The sequence below is a fragment of the Nocardioides albus genome, from assembly GCF_014648255.1.
Taxonomy (GTDB): Bacteria; Actinomycetota; Actinomycetes; order Propionibacteriales; family Nocardioidaceae; genus Nocardioides; species Nocardioides albus.
The window spans coordinates 41897-59910 of the sequence record NZ_BMQT01000017.1 but is presented as its reverse complement, the minus strand read 5'-3'; the positions used below and the strand labels follow the sequence as shown (position 1 = coordinate 59910).

Annotated in this window: 19 protein-coding genes; 15 read left to right on the top strand and 4 right to left on the bottom strand. The window is 66.9% G+C overall.

From position 1 onward, the window contains the following. The first annotated feature begins 147 nt into the window (after positions 1 to 147). From IEY84_RS25995 to IEY84_RS25940, 12 genes are all read left to right on the top strand, one after another. On the top strand, positions 148 to 537 hold the full coding sequence (locus IEY84_RS25995) for a DUF3307 domain-containing protein (protein WP_183551789.1): 390 nt from the start codon (positions 148 to 150) through the stop codon (positions 535 to 537). A gap of 15 nt (positions 538 to 552) precedes the next feature. Then, on the top strand, positions 553 to 1038 hold the full coding sequence (locus IEY84_RS25990; protein ID WP_183551792.1) for a DUF4031 domain-containing protein: 486 nt from the start codon (positions 553 to 555) through the stop codon (positions 1036 to 1038). 382 nt (positions 1039 to 1420) lie between these two features. Further along, positions 1421 to 1891 carry a single-stranded DNA-binding protein gene (locus IEY84_RS25985; protein ID WP_183551795.1) on the top strand — a complete coding sequence of 157 codons (471 nt, stop codon included), beginning with the start codon at positions 1421 to 1423 and terminating at the stop codon, positions 1889 to 1891. A gap of 325 nt (positions 1892 to 2216) precedes the next feature. Beyond that, the gene (locus IEY84_RS25980; protein WP_183551798.1) at positions 2217 to 4163 is read left to right on the top strand and encodes a type I restriction-modification system subunit M; all 1947 of its coding nucleotides are present in this window, start codon (positions 2217 to 2219) and stop codon (positions 4161 to 4163) included. Continuing rightward, on the top strand, positions 4160 to 5377 hold the full coding sequence (locus IEY84_RS25975; protein WP_221209286.1) for a restriction endonuclease subunit S domain-containing protein: 1218 nt from the start codon (positions 4160 to 4162) through the stop codon (positions 5375 to 5377). The genes IEY84_RS25980 and IEY84_RS25975 overlap by 4 nt, the downstream gene beginning before the upstream one ends. Then, positions 5374 to 8499, top strand: a complete 3126-nt coding sequence (locus IEY84_RS25970; RefSeq protein WP_183551802.1) for a type I restriction endonuclease subunit R — start codon at positions 5374 to 5376, stop codon at positions 8497 to 8499. Before IEY84_RS25975 ends, IEY84_RS25970 begins: the two co-directional genes overlap by 4 nt. Then, positions 8496 to 8708: a helix-turn-helix domain-containing protein gene (locus IEY84_RS25965; RefSeq protein ID WP_183551805.1), complete on the top strand. Its 213-nt coding sequence runs from the start codon at positions 8496 to 8498 to the stop codon at positions 8706 to 8708. Before IEY84_RS25970 ends, IEY84_RS25965 begins: the two co-directional genes overlap by 4 nt. Positions 8709 to 8873: 165 nt before the next feature. Further along, positions 8874 to 10004, top strand: a complete 1131-nt coding sequence (locus IEY84_RS25960; protein ID WP_221209287.1) for an XRE family transcriptional regulator — start codon at positions 8874 to 8876, stop codon at positions 10002 to 10004. Beyond that, on the top strand, positions 10001 to 10462 hold the full coding sequence (locus IEY84_RS25955; protein WP_183551811.1) for a DUF4411 family protein: 462 nt from the start codon (positions 10001 to 10003) through the stop codon (positions 10460 to 10462). Before IEY84_RS25960 ends, IEY84_RS25955 begins: the two co-directional genes overlap by 4 nt. A 144-nt stretch (positions 10463 to 10606) precedes the next feature. Next, on the top strand, positions 10607 to 11617 hold the full coding sequence (locus tag IEY84_RS25950) for a tyrosine-type recombinase/integrase (protein WP_183551815.1): 1011 nt from the start codon (positions 10607 to 10609) through the stop codon (positions 11615 to 11617). Between the two features lie 132 nt (positions 11618 to 11749). Beyond that, entirely contained in the window at positions 11750 to 12310 is a 561-nt protein-coding gene (locus IEY84_RS25945) for a hypothetical protein (protein ID WP_183551818.1), read from the top strand. Between the two features lie 341 nt (positions 12311 to 12651). Beyond that, entirely contained in the window at positions 12652 to 12939 is a 288-nt protein-coding gene (locus IEY84_RS25940) for a hypothetical protein (protein ID WP_183551821.1), read from the top strand. Here the strand turns inward: IEY84_RS25940 and IEY84_RS25935 are convergent. Further along, entirely contained in the window at positions 12936 to 13124 is a 189-nt protein-coding gene (locus tag IEY84_RS25935) for a hypothetical protein (RefSeq protein WP_183551823.1), read from the bottom strand. The two genes, IEY84_RS25940 and IEY84_RS25935, sit on opposite strands and share 4 nt — an antisense overlap. Positions 13125 to 13192: 68 nt before the next feature. Here IEY84_RS25935 and IEY84_RS25930 point away from each other — a divergent pair, with 68 nt between their 5' ends. After that, on the top strand, positions 13193 to 13540 hold the full coding sequence (locus IEY84_RS25930; RefSeq protein ID WP_183551825.1) for a hypothetical protein: 348 nt from the start codon (positions 13193 to 13195) through the stop codon (positions 13538 to 13540). A gap of 11 nt (positions 13541 to 13551) precedes the next feature. Here IEY84_RS25930 and IEY84_RS25925 read toward each other — a convergent pair whose 3' ends face one another. From IEY84_RS25925 to IEY84_RS25915, 3 genes are all read right to left on the bottom strand, one after another. After that, the gene (locus IEY84_RS25925) at positions 13552 to 14319 is read right to left on the bottom strand and encodes a GNAT family N-acetyltransferase (protein WP_183551827.1); all 768 of its coding nucleotides are present in this window, start codon (positions 14317 to 14319) and stop codon (positions 13552 to 13554) included. 54 nt (positions 14320 to 14373) lie between these two features. Beyond that, the gene (locus tag IEY84_RS25920; RefSeq protein WP_183551829.1) at positions 14374 to 14550 is read right to left on the bottom strand and encodes a hypothetical protein; all 177 of its coding nucleotides are present in this window, start codon (positions 14548 to 14550) and stop codon (positions 14374 to 14376) included. A 356-nt stretch (positions 14551 to 14906) separates the two neighbouring features. Next, the gene (locus tag IEY84_RS25915) at positions 14907 to 15263 is read right to left on the bottom strand and encodes a hypothetical protein (protein WP_183551832.1); all 357 of its coding nucleotides are present in this window, start codon (positions 15261 to 15263) and stop codon (positions 14907 to 14909) included. Between the two features lie 238 nt (positions 15264 to 15501). Here IEY84_RS25915 and IEY84_RS25910 point away from each other — a divergent pair, with 238 nt between their 5' ends. Next, a complete protein-coding gene (locus IEY84_RS25910) occupies positions 15502 to 15960 on the top strand; it encodes a plasmid mobilization protein (protein WP_183551835.1) in 459 nt (152 codons plus the stop codon). Next, positions 15960 to 17999 carry a relaxase/mobilization nuclease domain-containing protein gene (locus IEY84_RS25905; protein WP_183551839.1) on the top strand — a complete coding sequence of 680 codons (2040 nt, stop codon included), beginning with the start codon at positions 15960 to 15962 and terminating at the stop codon, positions 17997 to 17999. The genes IEY84_RS25910 and IEY84_RS25905 overlap by 1 nt, the downstream gene beginning before the upstream one ends. Positions 18000 to 18014 lie beyond the last annotated feature (15 nt).

Genomic DNA, 18014 nt, shown 5'->3' with positions numbered 1-18014 from the left:
CTATGAAGCTCTCAACCGAGAGCAACAACCCGTATAGCGGCGGCAGAGAACCTGGGGCGCTTCAGTGGGGAGGGCTCCGCCCTCCCCACACCCCACCCGTACGGCACGACCCGCAGGGCCGGCCTCAACCCGAGAGAAGGAACCACCATGTTCGCGTCCTGCTTCATCCTGCTCTACGTCGCGCACCTGCTCGCCGACTACCCGCTCCAGACGGACCACCAGGCCCGATGCAAGTCCGCGAAGTCCGCGGCCGGCTGGCTCGCCAACCTCACCCACGCCGGCACCCACGTCATCGTCTCCGCTCTTACCCTCGGCGTCGGCTCCGTTGTCCTCGACCTCGAGCTGACAGCGCCAGCCGCCGCTGTCGCTCTGGCGTGGATCGGGATCTCACACGCCGCGATCGACCGCCGGCGCGGCGTGCTCGCCTGGATGCGGATTGCCCGGCAAGAAGCGTTCCGCGAGCACGGCGGAGCCGCCCACGTCGACCAGACCGCTCACATCGTCGCCCTGGCCCTCGCCGCCCTGGCGCTTGCCTAAGCACGGAGCCACGAGATGACCGTCTACGTCGACGACATGCGGCGGCCGGCCCGGGTCGGACGGATCACCGACCGGTGGTCCCACCTCTTCGCCGATAGCCGCCACGAGTTGGAGACCTTCGCCCGCCGGCTCGGGCTACAGCCCGGCTGGGTCCAGCGCCCAGGCACCCACCGCGAGCACTTCGACCTGACCGACTCCAAGCGCGTCCTCGCTCTACGCCTCGGCGCGCAGCCGATCAGCTACACCCTCGATGTGCCCTCCTTGCTCGCCGCGCGACGCAACGGGAGCAGCTGGACCCCGACGCCCACCAGCCCCGAGATCGGGGAGGCAGTGGGGCAGGGCGAGACCGTCACGCAGCTGGTGAACCGCCGCTGCCCGCTGGAGAGCTCGCCCTGCCCGTACGGCGGCGGTCGTCATCGAGCTGACCGCTGCGTGTTCGTCGGGTCGGGTGGCGTCGCCCTGTGCCACGGTCCAGCACCAGAGCAAGAGGCGCTGTTCTGACCACGAGGCACCCCACCATGGCGGCCGCCCCGAGCACATCAGCTCCGGGGCGTACGCCGAATAGCCCCATCAAGACGAGCACCAGGCCAGAGGGCCGGCGACAGAGGCCGGCCAACGACACGGCCCATCCGGGCCGCGGCTGCTCTCAGATCAACAGCATCTCGTTCCTTGCTCCCACAACGCCCAATCGTGATCGCTCGCTCCACGGGTCAAGGGAAGCAATGCCCTCCTACGTCGGCCCTTGACCCGCTACCGCTCGCGCGATCTTGGGCTGGTTGTTGGGAGCAAGGGGCACGAGGGGTCACATCCCGAGGGTCACTAGGCAGCTCTCAGTTTCCATCCAATCCAGTCATCCAGCACCACCACAACCAAGGAGAACGTCATGAACACCATCACCTTCGCCGGCAACCTCACCGAGGACCCCGAGCTGCGCTTCACCCCCAGCGGAACCCCGGTCGCCAACCTCCGCGTCGCGGTCAACCGACGCGTCAAGCAGAACAACGGCGAGTGGGTCGACGCCACTCCCACCTTCCACAACATCAAGGTCTGGGGCCGCCAGGCCGAGAACCTCGCAGAGAGCCTCTTCCGCGGAGACCGCGCCCTCGTCCACGGCCAGATCGAGACCGAGAGCTGGGCTGACAAGGACACCGGCGAGCTCCGCACCAAGGACGTCGTCGTCATCAGCGACCGCTACGGCGAGATCGGTCCCTCGATCCGCTACGCCACCGCACGACCCGAGAAGGTCTCCCGCAAAAGCCCCACCGGCGCCGAGGTCGCCGGCGACCAGGACGAACCGGACAACGTACGTCACCTCGCCACCACCGGGCCCAAGCCCACCGAGCCCCCGTTCTGAGTGAACGGGCAAGACCCCGGGGGAGGGGCCGGCAGACCCCGACCCCTCTTCCGGGCACCAACCCATCGACGAGCTCCCCGCAATGAACTCGCAGGTCCCCCCGGGGATGCAATGCGTCGGTCATACGCCGTGGAAATGTCGGCGGCACCGCGCACAATCAGAACCAACTCCGTCTCACCCAGCAGGAGGGGGGAGGCCTCGGCGCCGGCACCACCCACAGTCCTTTGGAGCCGCCCTCAGCCAGGTTACGAAATGTCACCTTCCTGATACAGCGGTCTGTGTAATGTTCCTGATACACGGACGCGGGATCGAGGAACGGGTAGGCATGGCAGAACCGACGACAGCGAGCACAGCGACGACGGCACGAATCGTCTGGGACACGGCGGACAAGTTCCTGCGCAACGTGGTCGACGAGGAGGACTACGGCGACTACATCCTGCCGTTCACGGTTCTCCGTCGCTTGGAGTGCATGTTGGCGAGCACCAAGGACGAGGTCACGAAGTTCGTGGCCGCGCTGGGCGAGATGCCGCCCCACCTGATCGACATCGCGGTCAAGGACAGGTTTAAGGTCGGCTTTTACAACACCTCGCCGCTAGACCTGAAGACGATCGCCTCGGTCGATGACAACGTCGCTAAGTCACTGAAGTCCTACATCGACGGCTTCTCCCACAACATCGCCGACATCTGGGTCGCCTTCGACTTCAACCGGCGCGCGAAGGTCCTAGCTGACTCCAACCGCCTGCACGCGGTGATCAAGCACTTCTCGACCATCGACCTGGCTCCCGGCAGCCTCGCCAACACCGCCATGGGCGACGTCTTCGAGGACGTCATGTACCGCGCCTTCAACAAGAAGGGGAAGGCCGCAGGCAACTTCTACACCCCGCGCGACGCGATCAAGCTGATGGTCGACATTCTGATCACCAACGACGACGAGACCCTCGCCGGCGACAGCGCGCTCCGCTCGATTTACGACCCCACCGCCGGCTCCGGCGGCATGCTGCTGGTGGCGCAAGAGGCCCTTCGGCGGATGAACGAGAAGATCGACGTCACCCTGTACGGCCAGGAACTGATGCCCTCAGCCTTCGGCCTCGGAAAGGCCGACCTCCTGATCCAGGGCGGCCGGCCGGACGCGATCAAGCAGGGCAACACGCTCGTCGAGGACCTCTACGAGGGCCAGACCTTCGACTACGTCCTGTCCAATCCGCCCTTTGGAACTGACTGGTCGGCGGACGAGAAGTCGGTGCGGGACCAGGCAAAGGTGCCGGGATCGCGCTTCAGCCACGGCCTACCGAGCACCGCTGACGGGCAGATGCTCTTCCTGGCACACTGCGCATCAAAGCTGACCCCCGCATCGAGGAACGGTCAAGGCGGCAGGGCTGCAGTCGTCTCTAACGCCTCGCCGCTCTTCAACGGCGACAACGGCCCGACGGCCATCAGGCAGTGGCTGCTTGCGGAGGACCTGATCGACGCGATCATCGCGCTCCCGCCGAGCATGTTCTACGGAACGGGCATCCCCACGTACGTCTGGATCCTCGACACCAACAAAGATCACGAGCGAAAGGGCAAGATCCAGCTGATCGACGGGACCGCCCAGTGGGCGCTGCTCCGCAGGCCCATGGGTGAGAAGCGTCGCGAGATGGAGCAGCGCCACCGCGAGATCCTGGTCAAGGCGTACGAAGCCTTCGAGCACGCTGACCCGGCGATCTCCCGGGTCCTGGCTCCTGAGGACTTCATGTTCCGTGACGTGCCGGTCTTCAAGCAGGCGCGGCTGGCCACTCGCTTCAGAGAGGATGCTGTTGAGGTCCTCCGAAGCCGCAAGGACTTCGTCGACGGTCATGTGGATGTGCTGAAGTCACTCGATGGCACCGCGTGGAACGACCTGCCGAAGACCTTCCCCGCGGCGGCGAAGGAGGCGGGCTTGAAAGCCCCGATGGGCGTGGTCGACGCGGTCATGAAGGCCATGGGAGAGCCTGACGACGAAGCGCCGCTGGCGGTCGATCGCAAGGGCCAGCCCGTCATGGCGGCTGGTTGGAAGATCACTGAGCGCGTGCCACTGAGCGATGATCTCGCCGAGCATATGGAGCGGGAGGTGCTGCCCTTCTCGCCGGACTCGATCTGCGACGAGAGCAAGGCGAAGCATGGCAACGAGATCCCGTTCACTCGAATCTTCTTCGCCCCGAAGGAGCCGAGACCGCTCGCAGAGATCGACGCCGAGGTCCAGAAGCTGATGGAGGAACTCGGGGACATGTTCAGGTTGGTGAGTGAGGGGTGACCGCTCAGGCAGTACACGAATCGCTGTTCGAGGCATCCGTGTACCCCATGGCCCCGATCGGATCGATCGTGGTCGAGCGCAACGAGAAGGTGAGCGAGGATGAGTTTCCTGCGCTGTCGGTCGGAAAGCTCGGGGTTACGCCTCAGCTCGCGGGTGTTGCGAAGACCCAGACAGAAGGCGAGCGCAAGCTCGTAAGAGTGGGTGACCTGGTCATCAACTCTCGATCGGACCGACGCGGTGCCTCAGGGCTCGCGCGCATGGACGGAAGCGTCTCGCTCGTCTACTCGGTCATGACTCCGAAGCCGGGGCTTCTGCGCGGGGACTACGGCCATCATCTGCTGCGCAGTACGGCGTTCCAAGACGAGTTCTTCCGTTGGGGCACTGGCATCGTAGATGACCTGTGGTCGACGAACTTCACGCGCATGTCGCGAATCCGCGTGCCGTTGCCGCCGATCGATCTGCAGGCGCGCATAGCTGCTCGACTGGACGAAGCCGAGGCGATGATCGGCAAGCTTGACGAGTTGACGGTCGCTCTTCGGCAGCGATCCACGGACACGGCAGCGGTCTTCGGACTCGGCGACGACCACTCCGGACATGTCGAGGATGCGCACTCCCCGCTGGATGGGATACCGGAGTACTGGCGGCGAACGAAGTTCGGCTACGACTTCTTCGAGAGCACCGAGCGGAACGGTGACGATCCGCCTGGTCCATTGCTCTCGATCTCGGAATACCGCGGCGTCGAGCTGAACACCCGCACTGACGGACAGCAGGCGTCCTCGGATGTCTCGCACTACCGGGTGGTCCGGCCGAACCAGCTCGCCGCCAACATGATGTGGCTCAATCACGGCGGCCTGGGCGTCTCGTCGCTGACCGGCTACATCAGCCCGGACTACAAAGCCTTCCGGATCTCCCCACGGTTCTATCCGCGCTACGTCCACCACCTTTTCCGCAGCCCTCGCTACGTCGACTATTTCGGGACGATCGGCACAGGTGTCCGTCCGAATGCGCAGCGAGTCACAAAGACGGCGCTCGACATGATGCCGGTGCCGCTGCCGCCCATGGATGAGCAGCGCCGGATTGCTGATCATCTCGACGAGATCACCACCAACATCGACGACATGTTGGCGAAGGTCGCGACCCTGCGCGAGCTGCTCGTCGAACGCTCGTCGGCGTTCCTGCTTGACGTCGTCACTGGACGGAAGGAAGTGGCATGAGCCACGCGCAGCTCCTGGAGCTCGAGTTCGAGACGAACCTCTGCGAGGCGCTGTCCGAGCGCGGCTGGCTCTACGAGAACGACGGCAAGTCGACTGGTTGGGACATCGGGCTCGCGATGATCCCCGGAGATGTCCTGCACTGGCTGAGCACCCAGTACCCCGACGAGTATGAGAAGGCCGTACCGGCGGACCTGGTCAACGGCCAGAAGGACGACGCCGAGAAGAAGCTCCTGCAACACATCACCAAGGAGCTCGCGAAGGCGACCAAGATGGACGCCACCACCGGGCACCCGGTCGGAGGCCTCCTCGGCGTGCTTCGCAAGGGCTTCACCTACGCCCAGGTGGGGCGCCCCGCTGCCAAGTTCGGCCCGATGATGGAGTTCCCGCCGGCCAACCCGAACCTCACCGAGGTCGTGGAGGCTGCCGAAGCGGTGCGGCTGCGAGTCCTTCGCCAGGTCCGGTTCGACACGACCACCGGCGAGGAGCTCGACGTCGTCCTCACGGCCAACGGCATCCCTGTGGTGACGATGGAGCTGAAGACGGACAACACCCAGACCGTCCAGCACGCGATCCGCCAGTACCGCGAGGACCGCAAACCCGGCAGGAACCGCCCGCTGCTGGCACCGGGCCGCGCCCTGGTCCACTTCGCGGTCTCCAACGACCTCGTCTACATGACCACGAAGCTCCAGGGTGGGGACACGGTCTTTCTGCCCTTCAACCAAGGCAACGAGGGCCACGAAGGCAACCCGCCTTCCACGACCGGCTCGTCGACTGACTATCTGTGGCGCGAGATCCTGGCCCGCCCGATGTTCATGCGGATCCTGAAGGACTTCGCTCTCTTCGAGCCGAGCAAGTCAGGGAAGAAGGGCGACGGGCGGCTGGTCTTCCCGCGCTTCCACCAGCTGCGTGCCGTCGAGCGCATCGTCGCCGACATCGAGGCCAGCGGCACCGGGAAGCGGTACCTGGTCTGGCATTCGGCGGGCTCCGGCAAGACCAAAACGATCGCCTGGCTCAGCCACCGGCTGATCCGGCACATGGGCGCGGATTCGAAGTCGACGTTCGACTCGGTCATCGTCGTAACCGACCGGACCGTGCTCGACGAGAACATCCGCCACGACATGAACCTCGTGCAGTCCAGCCAGGGGCTTGTCGTCACGGTGGGGGAGAAGAAGTCGCAGGCGAAGTCCCCGCAGTTGAGGAAGGCGCTCCTCGAGGGCGACCACATCGTTACCTGCACCCTGCAGACCTTCCCGGAAGTCATGAAGCTGATCGAGGACACCGAGGAACTCCGCGGCCGGCGGTGGGCCGTCGTCGCCGACGAGGCGCACTCCTCGCAGTCCGGCTCAGCCGCGCGCCAGTTGAAGGAGCTGCTGGTCGACGTCGAACTCGATCCGGACGAGGACATCAGCGCCGACGACCTCCTGGAGGCCAAGGACTCAGCGATCGCGAAGGCCGCGAACATCACGTTCGTCGCGCTGACGGCGACGCCGAAGGCCAAGACGCTGCGCCTGTTCGGCACGAAGAGGGACGGCCGCTGGGAGGCGTTCGACACCTACACGATGGCGCAGGCGATCGAGGAGGGCTTCATTCTCGATGTGCTGACCAACTACTCGACCTACGACATGTTCCTGCGGGTGAAGAACACCCTGGAGAGCGAGGACGAGGCCGAGATCAAGGTCAACACCGGCGAGGCCGTCTCCAACATCGTCAGGTACGCGCGTCTGCACCCGACCGCGATCGCGCAGAAGGTCCGGGTCGTCATCGAGCACTTCCGGCGCAACGTCATGGGGATGCTCGGTGGAGAGGCCAAGGCGATGGTCGTGACCAGCTCGCGACAGGAGGCGCTCAACTGGTCGCGGAAGATGGACGAGTACATCGCCGCGCAGGGCTATGACGACATGAGCACGCTCGTGGCATTCTCCGGCAGTCTCAAGGACGAGTCCGGCGAGGACGTCACTGAGATCTCCGTCAACGGGCTCGGCGACGTTTCCACCGCGTTCCGCGAGGAAGGGATCTACAAGGTCCTCATCGTGGCCAACAAGTTCCAGACCGGCTTCGACGAGCCGCGGCTGATGGCGATGTACGTCGACAAGAAGCTCACCGGCGTCGCCACCGTCCAGACCCTCTCAAGGCTGAACCGCATCTACCCGGGCAAGACCGCGCCCATGGTCGTCGACTTCCGCAACACGCCCGCCGGCGTCCAGAAGGACTTCGCGCTCTACTACTCCGACGCACACGTTGAGGGCGACGTCGACCCCAACGCGCTGTACACGCTCGGAGAGCGGATGGACACCGCCGGGCTCTACGGGCAGGCCGACATGGACGCCGTTGCCGACGCCTTCCTCACCGACGCGGGCGGCGAGGCGATCGCCAAGGCACTCGCGCCGGTCAAGGTCAACTGGGCCACTCAGTGGAGGCAGGCTCGACTGACGAAGGACAAGAAGCTCAGGGAGGAGCTGGAGCAGTTTCGTGCCGACGTGCTGGCCTACCGCAACGCGTGGCAGTTCCTGAGCCAGATCGTCGACTACCAGGACCCCGACCTTCACCGCCGTGCGATCCTCGCGACGCTCTTGGTGCGCAACCTGCACGCGGAGGGCACCGAAGGCGACGACAGCTATTTGGATGGCGTCCAGCTCTCCGGTGTGAAGCTGGTGCCGGCGGCGATCAACGAGGACCACTCGTTGATCCAGGGAACTGCCGAGGGGATCAAGCTGCCGGAGTTCGACGGCGAGCGTCGTGGCTCCGCGGGAACCCCGGAGCGCGGTCCCCTGGACGAGGCCATCGACCGCGTCAACGAGATGTTCAAGGCCAAGGGCGTCGACGTGAGCCCCGAGACCGTGTCGGGCTTCATCACGACCTTCTGGGGCTTCCTGGACGCCAACGACGAGGCCGTGGCGATGGCGCAGAACAACACCGTGGCCCAGCTCAAGGCGTCCGAGGGCTTCAGTAGTGCCGTCGGCCTGGCGGTCCTGAAGACCTGCCAGGAGTCCCAGGAGATCCAGTCCTACATGACCGACCCCGCGTTCATCGCCGAGATCGCGAACATCGCGGCGGACGCGCTTCACTCCCAGCACCATCGCGACCAGGCGTCCGGGGGCAAGCCAGAGGCGGCGGAGTCATGAGCGTGGAGTCCGCTTGTCCTCTCTTCGGTGAGGTCATCCGTGAGGCCCGGAAGAAGCGGGGATGGTCGCAGGAGGAACTCGGGCAGGCCGCCGGTCTTTCGCGGCCGACGATCGCACGCGTCGAGGCCGACAGCGATGTCAGTACCGCGACCATCGGCAAGATCGCGGGGGCGCTCGGACTCACCCTCGAACTGACCGACCGCAGTTGACCGTGCTCAGCGGCGCCTGTCGGAGGTCCGGCGTAGCGTGCTGACTGTTCGGGGCGACCAGCCCGAGCAGCGGGTGAAGGCAATAGCCGGGAACTCGGCCACCGACAGGAAGCGGAGCCCTAGACTGACGCACCGGTAGAGGTGCAGGGATGACGGGGGTGGATGGTGGCTGCTCGAGCGCCCATCAAACCCGACGCTCTCATCTGGGCTCGCGAGGTCAGCCACGTCACGGTCGAAGAGCTCGCGAGGGCTCTCAACGTCAAACCCCGCCGGGTCACCGAGTTCGAAGGTGGCGACGCTCTGCCCACGTTCCGTCAGCTCACCCTCATGGCGGCGAAGCTCGATCGGCCCCTGGGCTTCTTCTTTGCACCGCCGCCGGCCGCCCCGGACGTGCCCGAGACGGCCGACTTCCGCGGCCGCGGGGACGACGAATTGCCCGCGGACCTCGCCAAGGAGATGCGGCGCGCCGAGCAGCACCGTGACGCCATGCTCGACTTGGGTGGTGCTCCGAGCCGCCGCATCACTACCGGCGCGATCGGCTGGAAGAGCGTCGCTGCGCGCGCTGCAGCCCTGCGCCAGAGCCTCGGGCTGAGGGACACGTTCGTTCCGCCCGAGTCTCAGAACAACCAGGTGTTCAACTTCTGGCGAGGCCTGCTGGAGGAGAACGGCGTCCTGGTCTTCCAGACCACCGGAATCTCCCTGGACACGTTCCGCGGCCTGTCCGTCCACCACGACGAGCTCGCGCTGATCATCGTGAACGGCGCGGACAGCGCTGCGGGCCGGACGTTCACGCTGTTTCATGAGGTCGCCCACCTGATCAGCCGGACCAGTGGCCTGTGCGTGCTGCGCGAGTCCGTCGACGAGGAGGCGCTCGCCAACAGCTTCGCTGCGAACTTTCTGATGCCGGAGTCCGCGGTCCGGGATCACCTCAGCGACACACAGGAGCCCATGGCGCTTGCCGAGCAGCTCGCGCGCCATTTCAAGGTCAGCCCGCTGGCCGCCGCGGTACGGCTCCGCCGGCTCGATCTCATCGACGATGACGACCTGGAAGCCGTCCGGTCCGCCAGCGACGAGAACTGGCAGCGTGCCCGCGACGCCCAAAAGCAGAAGGAGGGCTTCGTGCCACCGTGGCGGCTACGTTACCGCGATCTCGGGCCCACCTACATCGGCGCTGTAGCTCAAGCGCTGGAGGACCGGCGCGTCGACTGGGTGGACGCGACCTACCTGCTTAACGCGCGCCTCCCGATGGTCGAGCAGATGCTCGACGAGTACTACCGCACGGGCGGTGCAGAGTGAAGTTCACGCTCGATACCAACATCCTGGTCGGACTGGTGCGCCTCTACCCCCGCGACATCTTCCCGGCCATGTGGAGCAACATCGAGTCCGCGGTGGCCGCCGGTGAAGCCTGCATCTGCGAGGCGATCCTCCGCGAGGTAAAGCGTGGCGGCGACGAGCTGTACACCTGGGCGAAGAGCCTGGAGGGCTTCGTGTGCGGCGTCACCGAGGAGGAACTGGCCGTCGTCGCCGAGATCGCGGCCGCCCATCCTGAGTGGGTCCAGGGGCAGCTCAACGAGGCTGACCCCTTCGTCATCGCTCACGCCAAGGCCGAGAAGTCGACGATCGTCACCGAAGAGAACCGCAAGGGTTCGAACGCCCTAGGCAAGAACCAGAAGATCCCCAACGTCGCCGACGAGCACGGCGTCGCGGCGATCAAGTTCTTCGACTATGTGCGCGAGCAGGGCTGGCAGTTCTGAGCCGGTCGGCGACTCGTAACGCCTGCACTCGGTAAGCCCCTCGGCTCGATGCCGCAAAATGTCTCAGACACATCGTATGGATGAACACCGACAGTCCCGGCACCTTACCAAGGGTGACATGATAAGAGTGATTATCATAAGGGTATGAGCGAGGCTGAAGACGTCCCCGAGACCGCCCCTGCCGGCGTGCCTGACGTACGCCCGGAGGTGGTCGCCGGCGAGCTCGACGTCGATCTGGCGCGCGTGCACGCGACGTTCCTCGAGCCGCTGTGGCAGCTCCCACGCGAGAAGCGCGCGAATGCTCTCGCACAGCGGTTCCTGCTGGGCTACACCGGCCACACCCGACGGGCGTACGGCCGCGACCTGGAGGACTGGTTCAGCTGGTGCACGGTGCTGGCCATCGACCCGCTCGACGCGAACAGGGCTGCCGTCGACGGCTACCGCCGTCAGATGGAGAACCGGGAGCCACCGGCCAAGCCCTCGACGATCGCCCGCCGGCTCGCCGCCCTGGCCGGCTACTACAAGTACGCCACCGCCGAGGGGGTCCTCGACCGGTCACCCCTCGAGCACGTCACGCGACCGAGCACCCCGACGGACTCGCCGACTCTCGGGCTGGACCGAGCCGAGGCGAAAGCGCTCCTGGAGGCCGCCCGGGTACATTCGGCCCGCTCGCAGGCCCTGGTCACGCTGCTGCTGCACGACGGGCTACGCATCAACGAGGCACTCTCCGCCGACGTCGACGACCTCTCCTCAGCACGAGGGCACCGCACCCTGTCGATCACCCGCAAAGGCGGAGCACGCCGCGACGTCGTGCTCGCACCCTCGACCGCCGAAGCCATCGCGACCTACCTCGACGATCGCGAGGACGGACCGATCTTCACCACCCAGACCGGCCGGCGCTGGACCCAGCCCGGCGCCTACACCACCATCCAGATGCTCGCCCGTCGCGCCGGGATCGAGCACGCAGACAAGCTCTCCCCGCACAGCCTCCGGCACACCTTCGTCACCCTCGCCCGCGAGGCCGGCGTCCCGCTCGAGGACGTCCAAGACGCCGCCGGTCATGCGGACCCCCGGACCACGCGGCGCTATGACCGCGGCCGACACAACCTGGACCGCCATCCCGCCTACACGCTCGCCGCGTTCCTCGCTGACTGAGACTCTGTCAGGGTCCACACGACGAGCTACCTATTTCTCACCCACGACAACAGGCATCGGCGTTCCTCGTGGACCGAGCATGTCGAGCGGACCATCCCCGGCCTCACGATGTTGGGGAAGATGTTGGGGCACATGTGCCCCAACATCTGCTATGGTCGAGCCATGCTCACACCTGTTGATCTCGGCGGCGCCTTCATGTTCAGCGACTCCGGCACTGTCATCCCGGTGTCCGAGGCACGCGACAAGCTGACTGAGCTGATCGCGACGACGAAGCAGGGACGCGTTCCGGTGATCGGCCGCTATCGCGAGCCTGGCGCAGCTCTGGTCGCTCCGGAGATCGTCCGGCTGCTGCCGCAGTTGCTCGGCGCCATGGCGAGGGAGACCGGCCACTCGGTCGGGGGGCGGCGCCGCCGTACGCCGGACGAGAAGGTCTATATGCTCGGTGACCCGTGGCCGTTCGTTGCGGCAGCGCTCTGGATGAACGGCCATCGCGCGATGTTCGCGCAGTTCGCCTCCGACACCCTGGATGCGATCCAGGAGGCGGACGCGGCCAACGACCTGCCTCGCATGACGGTGGAGGAGTTCCTAGAGGCGATGCCGATGACGCTGGGTGGTGACCTGCCCGACGAAGCGCAAGAGGCGGTCATCGACGTGCTTAAAGAGTGCCTGCCGACAATGAACCCGACACGCTGATATCAAGCCGATACGGCCGATAGCCGCGGTACGGTCTCCCGCATGCACGCGCTGGTGCTCTGGGATGTGGCTACGAGTGTGATGCAGGCCCGCCGACACCTTTCACCCCGACACGGCGGCCCGTCGTCCGCCAAGAGCGAACGGATCCTCCAGCCCATCGAGGAGCGCCCCGGGGCACCTCGACATGGCCTTAGAACTGCTCTGAGAGAACCAGCTGCCCGCGGACACCGGCCCAACGACACCGAACTTCGTCCAGCGTCGATCTAAGAGCCATCGCCCCGTCTCAAATACCGTGATCAACATTAGGTTGACCGCAGGGGGCGTGGGCGAGCATCGAGTTCATGGGCAACCGATCACGACGTACGCGCGCGGCGCGAAGGATTGCGAGAGAGGGCGGCACCTTCGCCGACCTGACAGGGCTGACAGTCGACGAGGCGTTGGTGGTGAAGCCGGTCTGTCCCGACTGTGGTCAGGAAGGGTCGTGGGTGACCGATCCGGGGATCATCTTCGATCGCCTCGGGATCGACCTGGCTGAGCTCAGCGCTCTGCCGGCGACGGCGCGGCCGTGGATCTGCGGGTGCGGGTCGGGAGGTATCTCGACGCTCGTCATCGCACCGCCTGGGTCCTAGCAGGGCCAGGTGCTGAGGCCGAGGAGCTGCCAGCCGTCGGGGACCCTGGCGTCTACTGCGGTGCGGGCTTCCTCGTAGGTCGCGCGGGTGACGCTGATCTGTTCGCGCCGGCCATCGTCGACGCCGTCGACGGGGCGAGGACGTGCGGAGGCGTAGAGCGTCACCAGGTCAGGTTCGGAGGCCACGACCAGATGGTACGTCGTAGACTCGGTGTCCTAAGGGGTCGATCCGAGTACGTCTGGAGACGACCCCTTTGCCATACCCGCAGGACCAGAACCAGGACCAGCCGTCGGCTCGTCGTCAGGAGCGCCGCTACCCGCCGACGCCCTACCGGCCGCACAGCGCGGCCACCGAGGCGTACCGGACTGCGTACGACTTCGGCGTGAAGCACCTGGGCACCATCTCCGGGCCTTCGGTGCTGCGCTACGAGGCCGGCCTCCGGCCCGGCTCGCCCGAGCAGCGCGGCTACCGTGACGGAGTCACCGCGGCGTGGATTCGTCTGCAGAAGCTCGAGAAGTTCGGGCGCGAGCAAGCCCGCCGCGACGCGCTCGAGCTGCGCGAGGAGCAGCGTCGGGCTGCGCACGACGAGCCTCCGTACTGACGCTCCGGCCCTCAGCGCTCGAGGCTGAAGATGTGGTGACCGGGCGTGGAGATGAGGCCGTGGATGCCGATGGCGAGGTAGGTGTCGATCGGGTCGTTGAGGGCCGAGATGTTGAACCCGAGCCGACGGTAGAACTCGGTCCGCTTGGACTCGCAGGAGCCGAACACGATCCGCCACGTTCCGCAGCGGTTGAGGACCTGCAGTGCCGCGCGGACGAGGTCGCCGCCGATCCCGTTTCCGCGGAGGTCGTCGCGCACGGCGACGCCGATGACCTTGGCCAGGCCGAGCATGGTCTGGATGAGCAGCGGCTTGATCTCCTGGGGCCCTAGCCCGCGGGTGATGTCCTCGAGGTACCGCCACGGTGGGGCGACGGTGATCGCACCGACCACGACGTCGCTGTCGTTGACGGCGACCAGGCTGAACCCGGCGAGCACGTGAGCATCGTCCGGCTCGATGGTGTAGGCGTGGAGCTGCTCGGCGGCCCCTTCAAGGAACCCGTCTTGGCCGCGTTCGAGCCCGGCCTGGATGCTCGGGCACACGGTCGGCACTGCTTTGGTGGGGTCGTTGATGCCCTGGTCCTCGGTGGCCTGGACGAGGTAGTGCCGGATCGCAGCCTCGTCCTCCGGGCGCGCCAATCGGACCCGGGTGTCCGCGGATCCTGGGATGCCCTGGGCGAGCCCCGGCCACGCCGGATGCTCCAGCTCGCGCTGAGCTCGTACGGTCGCGCTGCGGGCGCTTACCGCGGCACGTCGTGCTCTGTTTCGACTTCCCTTGCCCATCACTTACTCCTCGTTGAAGAACGCTCGTTGTGCGTGGTCGTTGTGTTCTGGTGGTCAGCTGATCAGTGCTGCTTGTGCGGCCCAGCTCCATCCGGCGACCACGGTTCCGCTGATGCCGGCGGCGACGATGAACCAGCCGATGATCCATCCGTTGTAGGTGCGCTGGGCGAGGTTGATGGTGAGCAGTCCGGCGCCGATGAGAGCGATCGAGAGCAGGAGCAGGGTTTCCATGGTGGTGTCCTCCTGGAGCGCATCGCGCTCCGCCCTGAGCGCAACCGGCGGACGCCTCGGTTAGGTGCCCAGAGGTCCGGCTTGCGCGTCGGAGCCACACCACCCCCTGCCCCCGATAACCGGCCGCCCTAAGGAGCGCTGGTCAGGGTCAACCCGTAGGGCGGGGCGGAGAAAGTTTCGGCGCGAAATAAGCGAGCGCAGCGAGCGCGTGCCGAAAGTTTCGGAGCCCCGGGGCGCAGCCCTTGAGGCTGGCCAGTGGTCCTCAGAGACTTACTGGCCGGGGGCAGGACATGTCCCTCACACAGATCAGGCCGACCACGTCCGTGGTCGGCCTCTCCTTGTTGACCACGAAGTGGTCAAGACGCCTGCGCAGCAGGCGCAGGCGTGCCCGGAGCCTGTGGGTTGGCGGGAGTCGACGGTGGTGTCGGTGCCGCTGCGGTGGTGGGCCGTGCGGCCGCCGCGGTCCGCTTCGGCCCGCCCTTCTTGCTACGCGTGCGGGCGACCTTCTCGGACTCGCCGAGGCCGAGCTTCTTGAGCTCGTCGACGCTCCAGCCGTCACGGAGCGCGGCCTGGTACAGGCGCGCGTCCTCGCGCTCGGCGTGGGCGACCTGCTCGCGCAGGTCGGTCAGGTTCTGCCGGGCGTCGACGAGTGCCCGAACCGACTTGATGCGGGCATCGAGTAGTGCCCGAGCTGCTTCTTCGATGTTGTCCATGACTCCCATGATGCCATAGTGGCGCAATAAATGCGCTACTCCTTCGAAGTGTGATCCGGCTGTCGCCTGCGGCGACACGCGCCGCGTCGCGGCGCGACACGACCAACTGGGTCCCGACGGAGCAAGTTATAGGATCAGGCGGCCTGATCTCTGGACGCGTCGCGCCCGATGGTCCACACTGGGTGGTGGACGGTCCCGCAGAGTGCGGGTCGCTGCGCTGGCTGGGAGGTGCAAGACCATGACGACTGACGACTCGAAGGAGCCGATCAGCGAGGTCGCTGCGCGCCCGACGCGGCGCCGGCGCCGTCAGGAGGGCGGGCGTCCGATCCGCCCGAATGTGCGGCTCACCGTCGAGGAGGACGCTCGCCTTCAGATCCTCGCGGCTGCGCAGCACGTGTCGGTGCCGAAGCTGCTCATCGACTCGGCACTTTCGGGTAGCACCGTGGCTGCCGTACAGCAGCAGGAGCTCGTCCAGGAGCTGTTCAAGATGAACCGGCTCCTGGCGAACATCGCGAACAACGTCAACCAGATCGCGCACGCGACCAACACCGCCTCGAAGGCGATCCGCAAGGGCGAGGTGAACGCCGACATCGAAGAGATGGTCGCGGCCGAGTTGCCGCGCCTGCCGGCGGTGACTGCCGCGGTGCGGAAGGTCGCACTGCGCATCGAGGACGTGCTCGACGAGATGAGCTACTGATGTTCGCGAAGATCAACCGCGGCGACCGGATGGCCGGCCTGATGGTCTACCTCCAGGGCCCCGGCCGTCGTGACGAGCACACCCGCGCGCACATCGTCGCCGGCGACGCCGGCGTGATGTCGTGGTACGCCGGCGAGGAGGAACTCACACGCGCCCAGGCGCTGCGTGTGGCGAAGTACCTCGAGCGGCCAACGAAGGCACTGAACGAGTCGGTGAAGAAGGGCCGCTACGAGCAGGTCGCTGCCGGCCGCGACGGTCACGGAACCCGCGTGCTCGAGCGGACGAAGACCGGCGAGGTCGACGCACACGTCTACCAGATCGCGCTCTCGGCCAGGGCCGAGGAAGGCGAGCTCGGTGACGAGGTCTGGCGCGAGATCGCGGGCGAGTTCGTCGACCGGATGGGGATCACCAGCGGGGACGCACCGACCCGCTGGGCGGCGGTCCACCACGGCCTGTCCGCGTCGGGGAACGACCACATCCACATCGTGGTGAACCTGGTCCGCGAGGACGCCTCGAAGGTGTCCACGCACATGGACTTCCTGCGCGCTAAAGAGGTCTGCCGCGAGCTGGAGACCGAGTTCGGGCTGATGCCGCTGAACCCGAACGAGTACGACCTGACCCGCTCCACCGTGCGCGCCGAATACGAGACGGCGCGACGTCACGAGCAGGCCACCCCGGGCGGGAACCCGCGCATCCCGTGGGCCGAGCTCGACGAGCATGGCCAGCACCAGCTGATGGCCGCGCACGTTGCAGACCCGGCCGAGTGGCGACGCATCCTGGAGACCCGCGAGGAGCACGCCGACCCCGACGTCGCCGCCAAGTTCAAGCACCAGGGCGCCCAGGAGAAAGCCGCCCGCGTCGCGTACGAGAAGCGCGTCCAAGCCGGCGAGGAAACCACCCCGTGGAGCAACCTGTCGAAGACAGCACGCACCCGCCTGGTCGAGGCCGCCGAAGACCCGAAGGTGCGTCTCGCGCGGACGGTTCGAGCATGCTCGACCGCCGCCGAGGACGAGGCCGAGTTCGTCCGCCGGCTACGCCAGAACGGACTGCTGGTGCGTCCTCGTTTCGAGAAGGGCCGCACCGACATCGTCACCGGCTACTCGGTCGCCACACGCCCCGACAAGGGTGAGCGTCCGATCTGGCGCGGGGGCGGCTCGATCGCACGCGACCTGTCGCTGCCACGACTGCGCGAGCAGTGGCCCGACGACCCGACCGCGGCATCGGCCGCGGTCCAGGAATGGGCCGCCGCGAAGAACCGCAAGCCCCCGGTTGGGCGCGGCCGCGAGACCACGAAGCCGGGCCCCGACGTGTGGGCGAAGGCGACCGCCGATCTGACTCAGCTGCGCACCCAGCTCCGCGAGATCGGACCCGACGACTACGCCACCTGGGCACGCGTGGCCAGGGAGTCCTCCGGCATCCTCGCGGCGTGGTCGCACCGCGTCGAGAAGACACCGGGACCGCTGGCCGCGACCAGCGACATCCTGGCCCGCTCGGCCGAGACCAGCACGAGGGTCGAGCGTCGCCTGGAGACCACGAAGACCAGGGGCAGGCTCCCGTCGATCTCGGGTGCGGCCTACCTGCTGCTCGCCGCCGGCGGCACCGGTCCGGCCGCCGAGCTGGCGATGCTCAAGGCAGTGATGAACCTGTCCAAGGCGCTCTACGACATGCACAAGAGCAGCCAGGACGCACTGCGCGCCCAGCGCATCGAGACCGTCATCCGCGGTCAGCTGATGAGCGTGGCACGACGCCTCCAGGACGAGGCCCGGGCCGGCGCACCGGCGCCCGAGCCGAGCGTCGAGAAGACGGGTCCGCGTACGCCTGCGGCGGGCACCACGACGACGCTGGACCCGCGCGCAGAAGAGGCACTGCGGCTCCGCCGGGACGCCTTCGGAGACGCCCCTGTCGCCCCGTCGAACACACCGCCAACCGCGTCGCCGGCAGACCGGCCGCGACCCAACCAAACACCGGGCAAGGCACCGGACAGGACACCGCCTGGACAGACGCCAGGCCAGCGCCGCGACCGCGGCCTGGACCGGTAAGCGGTCGCGGCAACC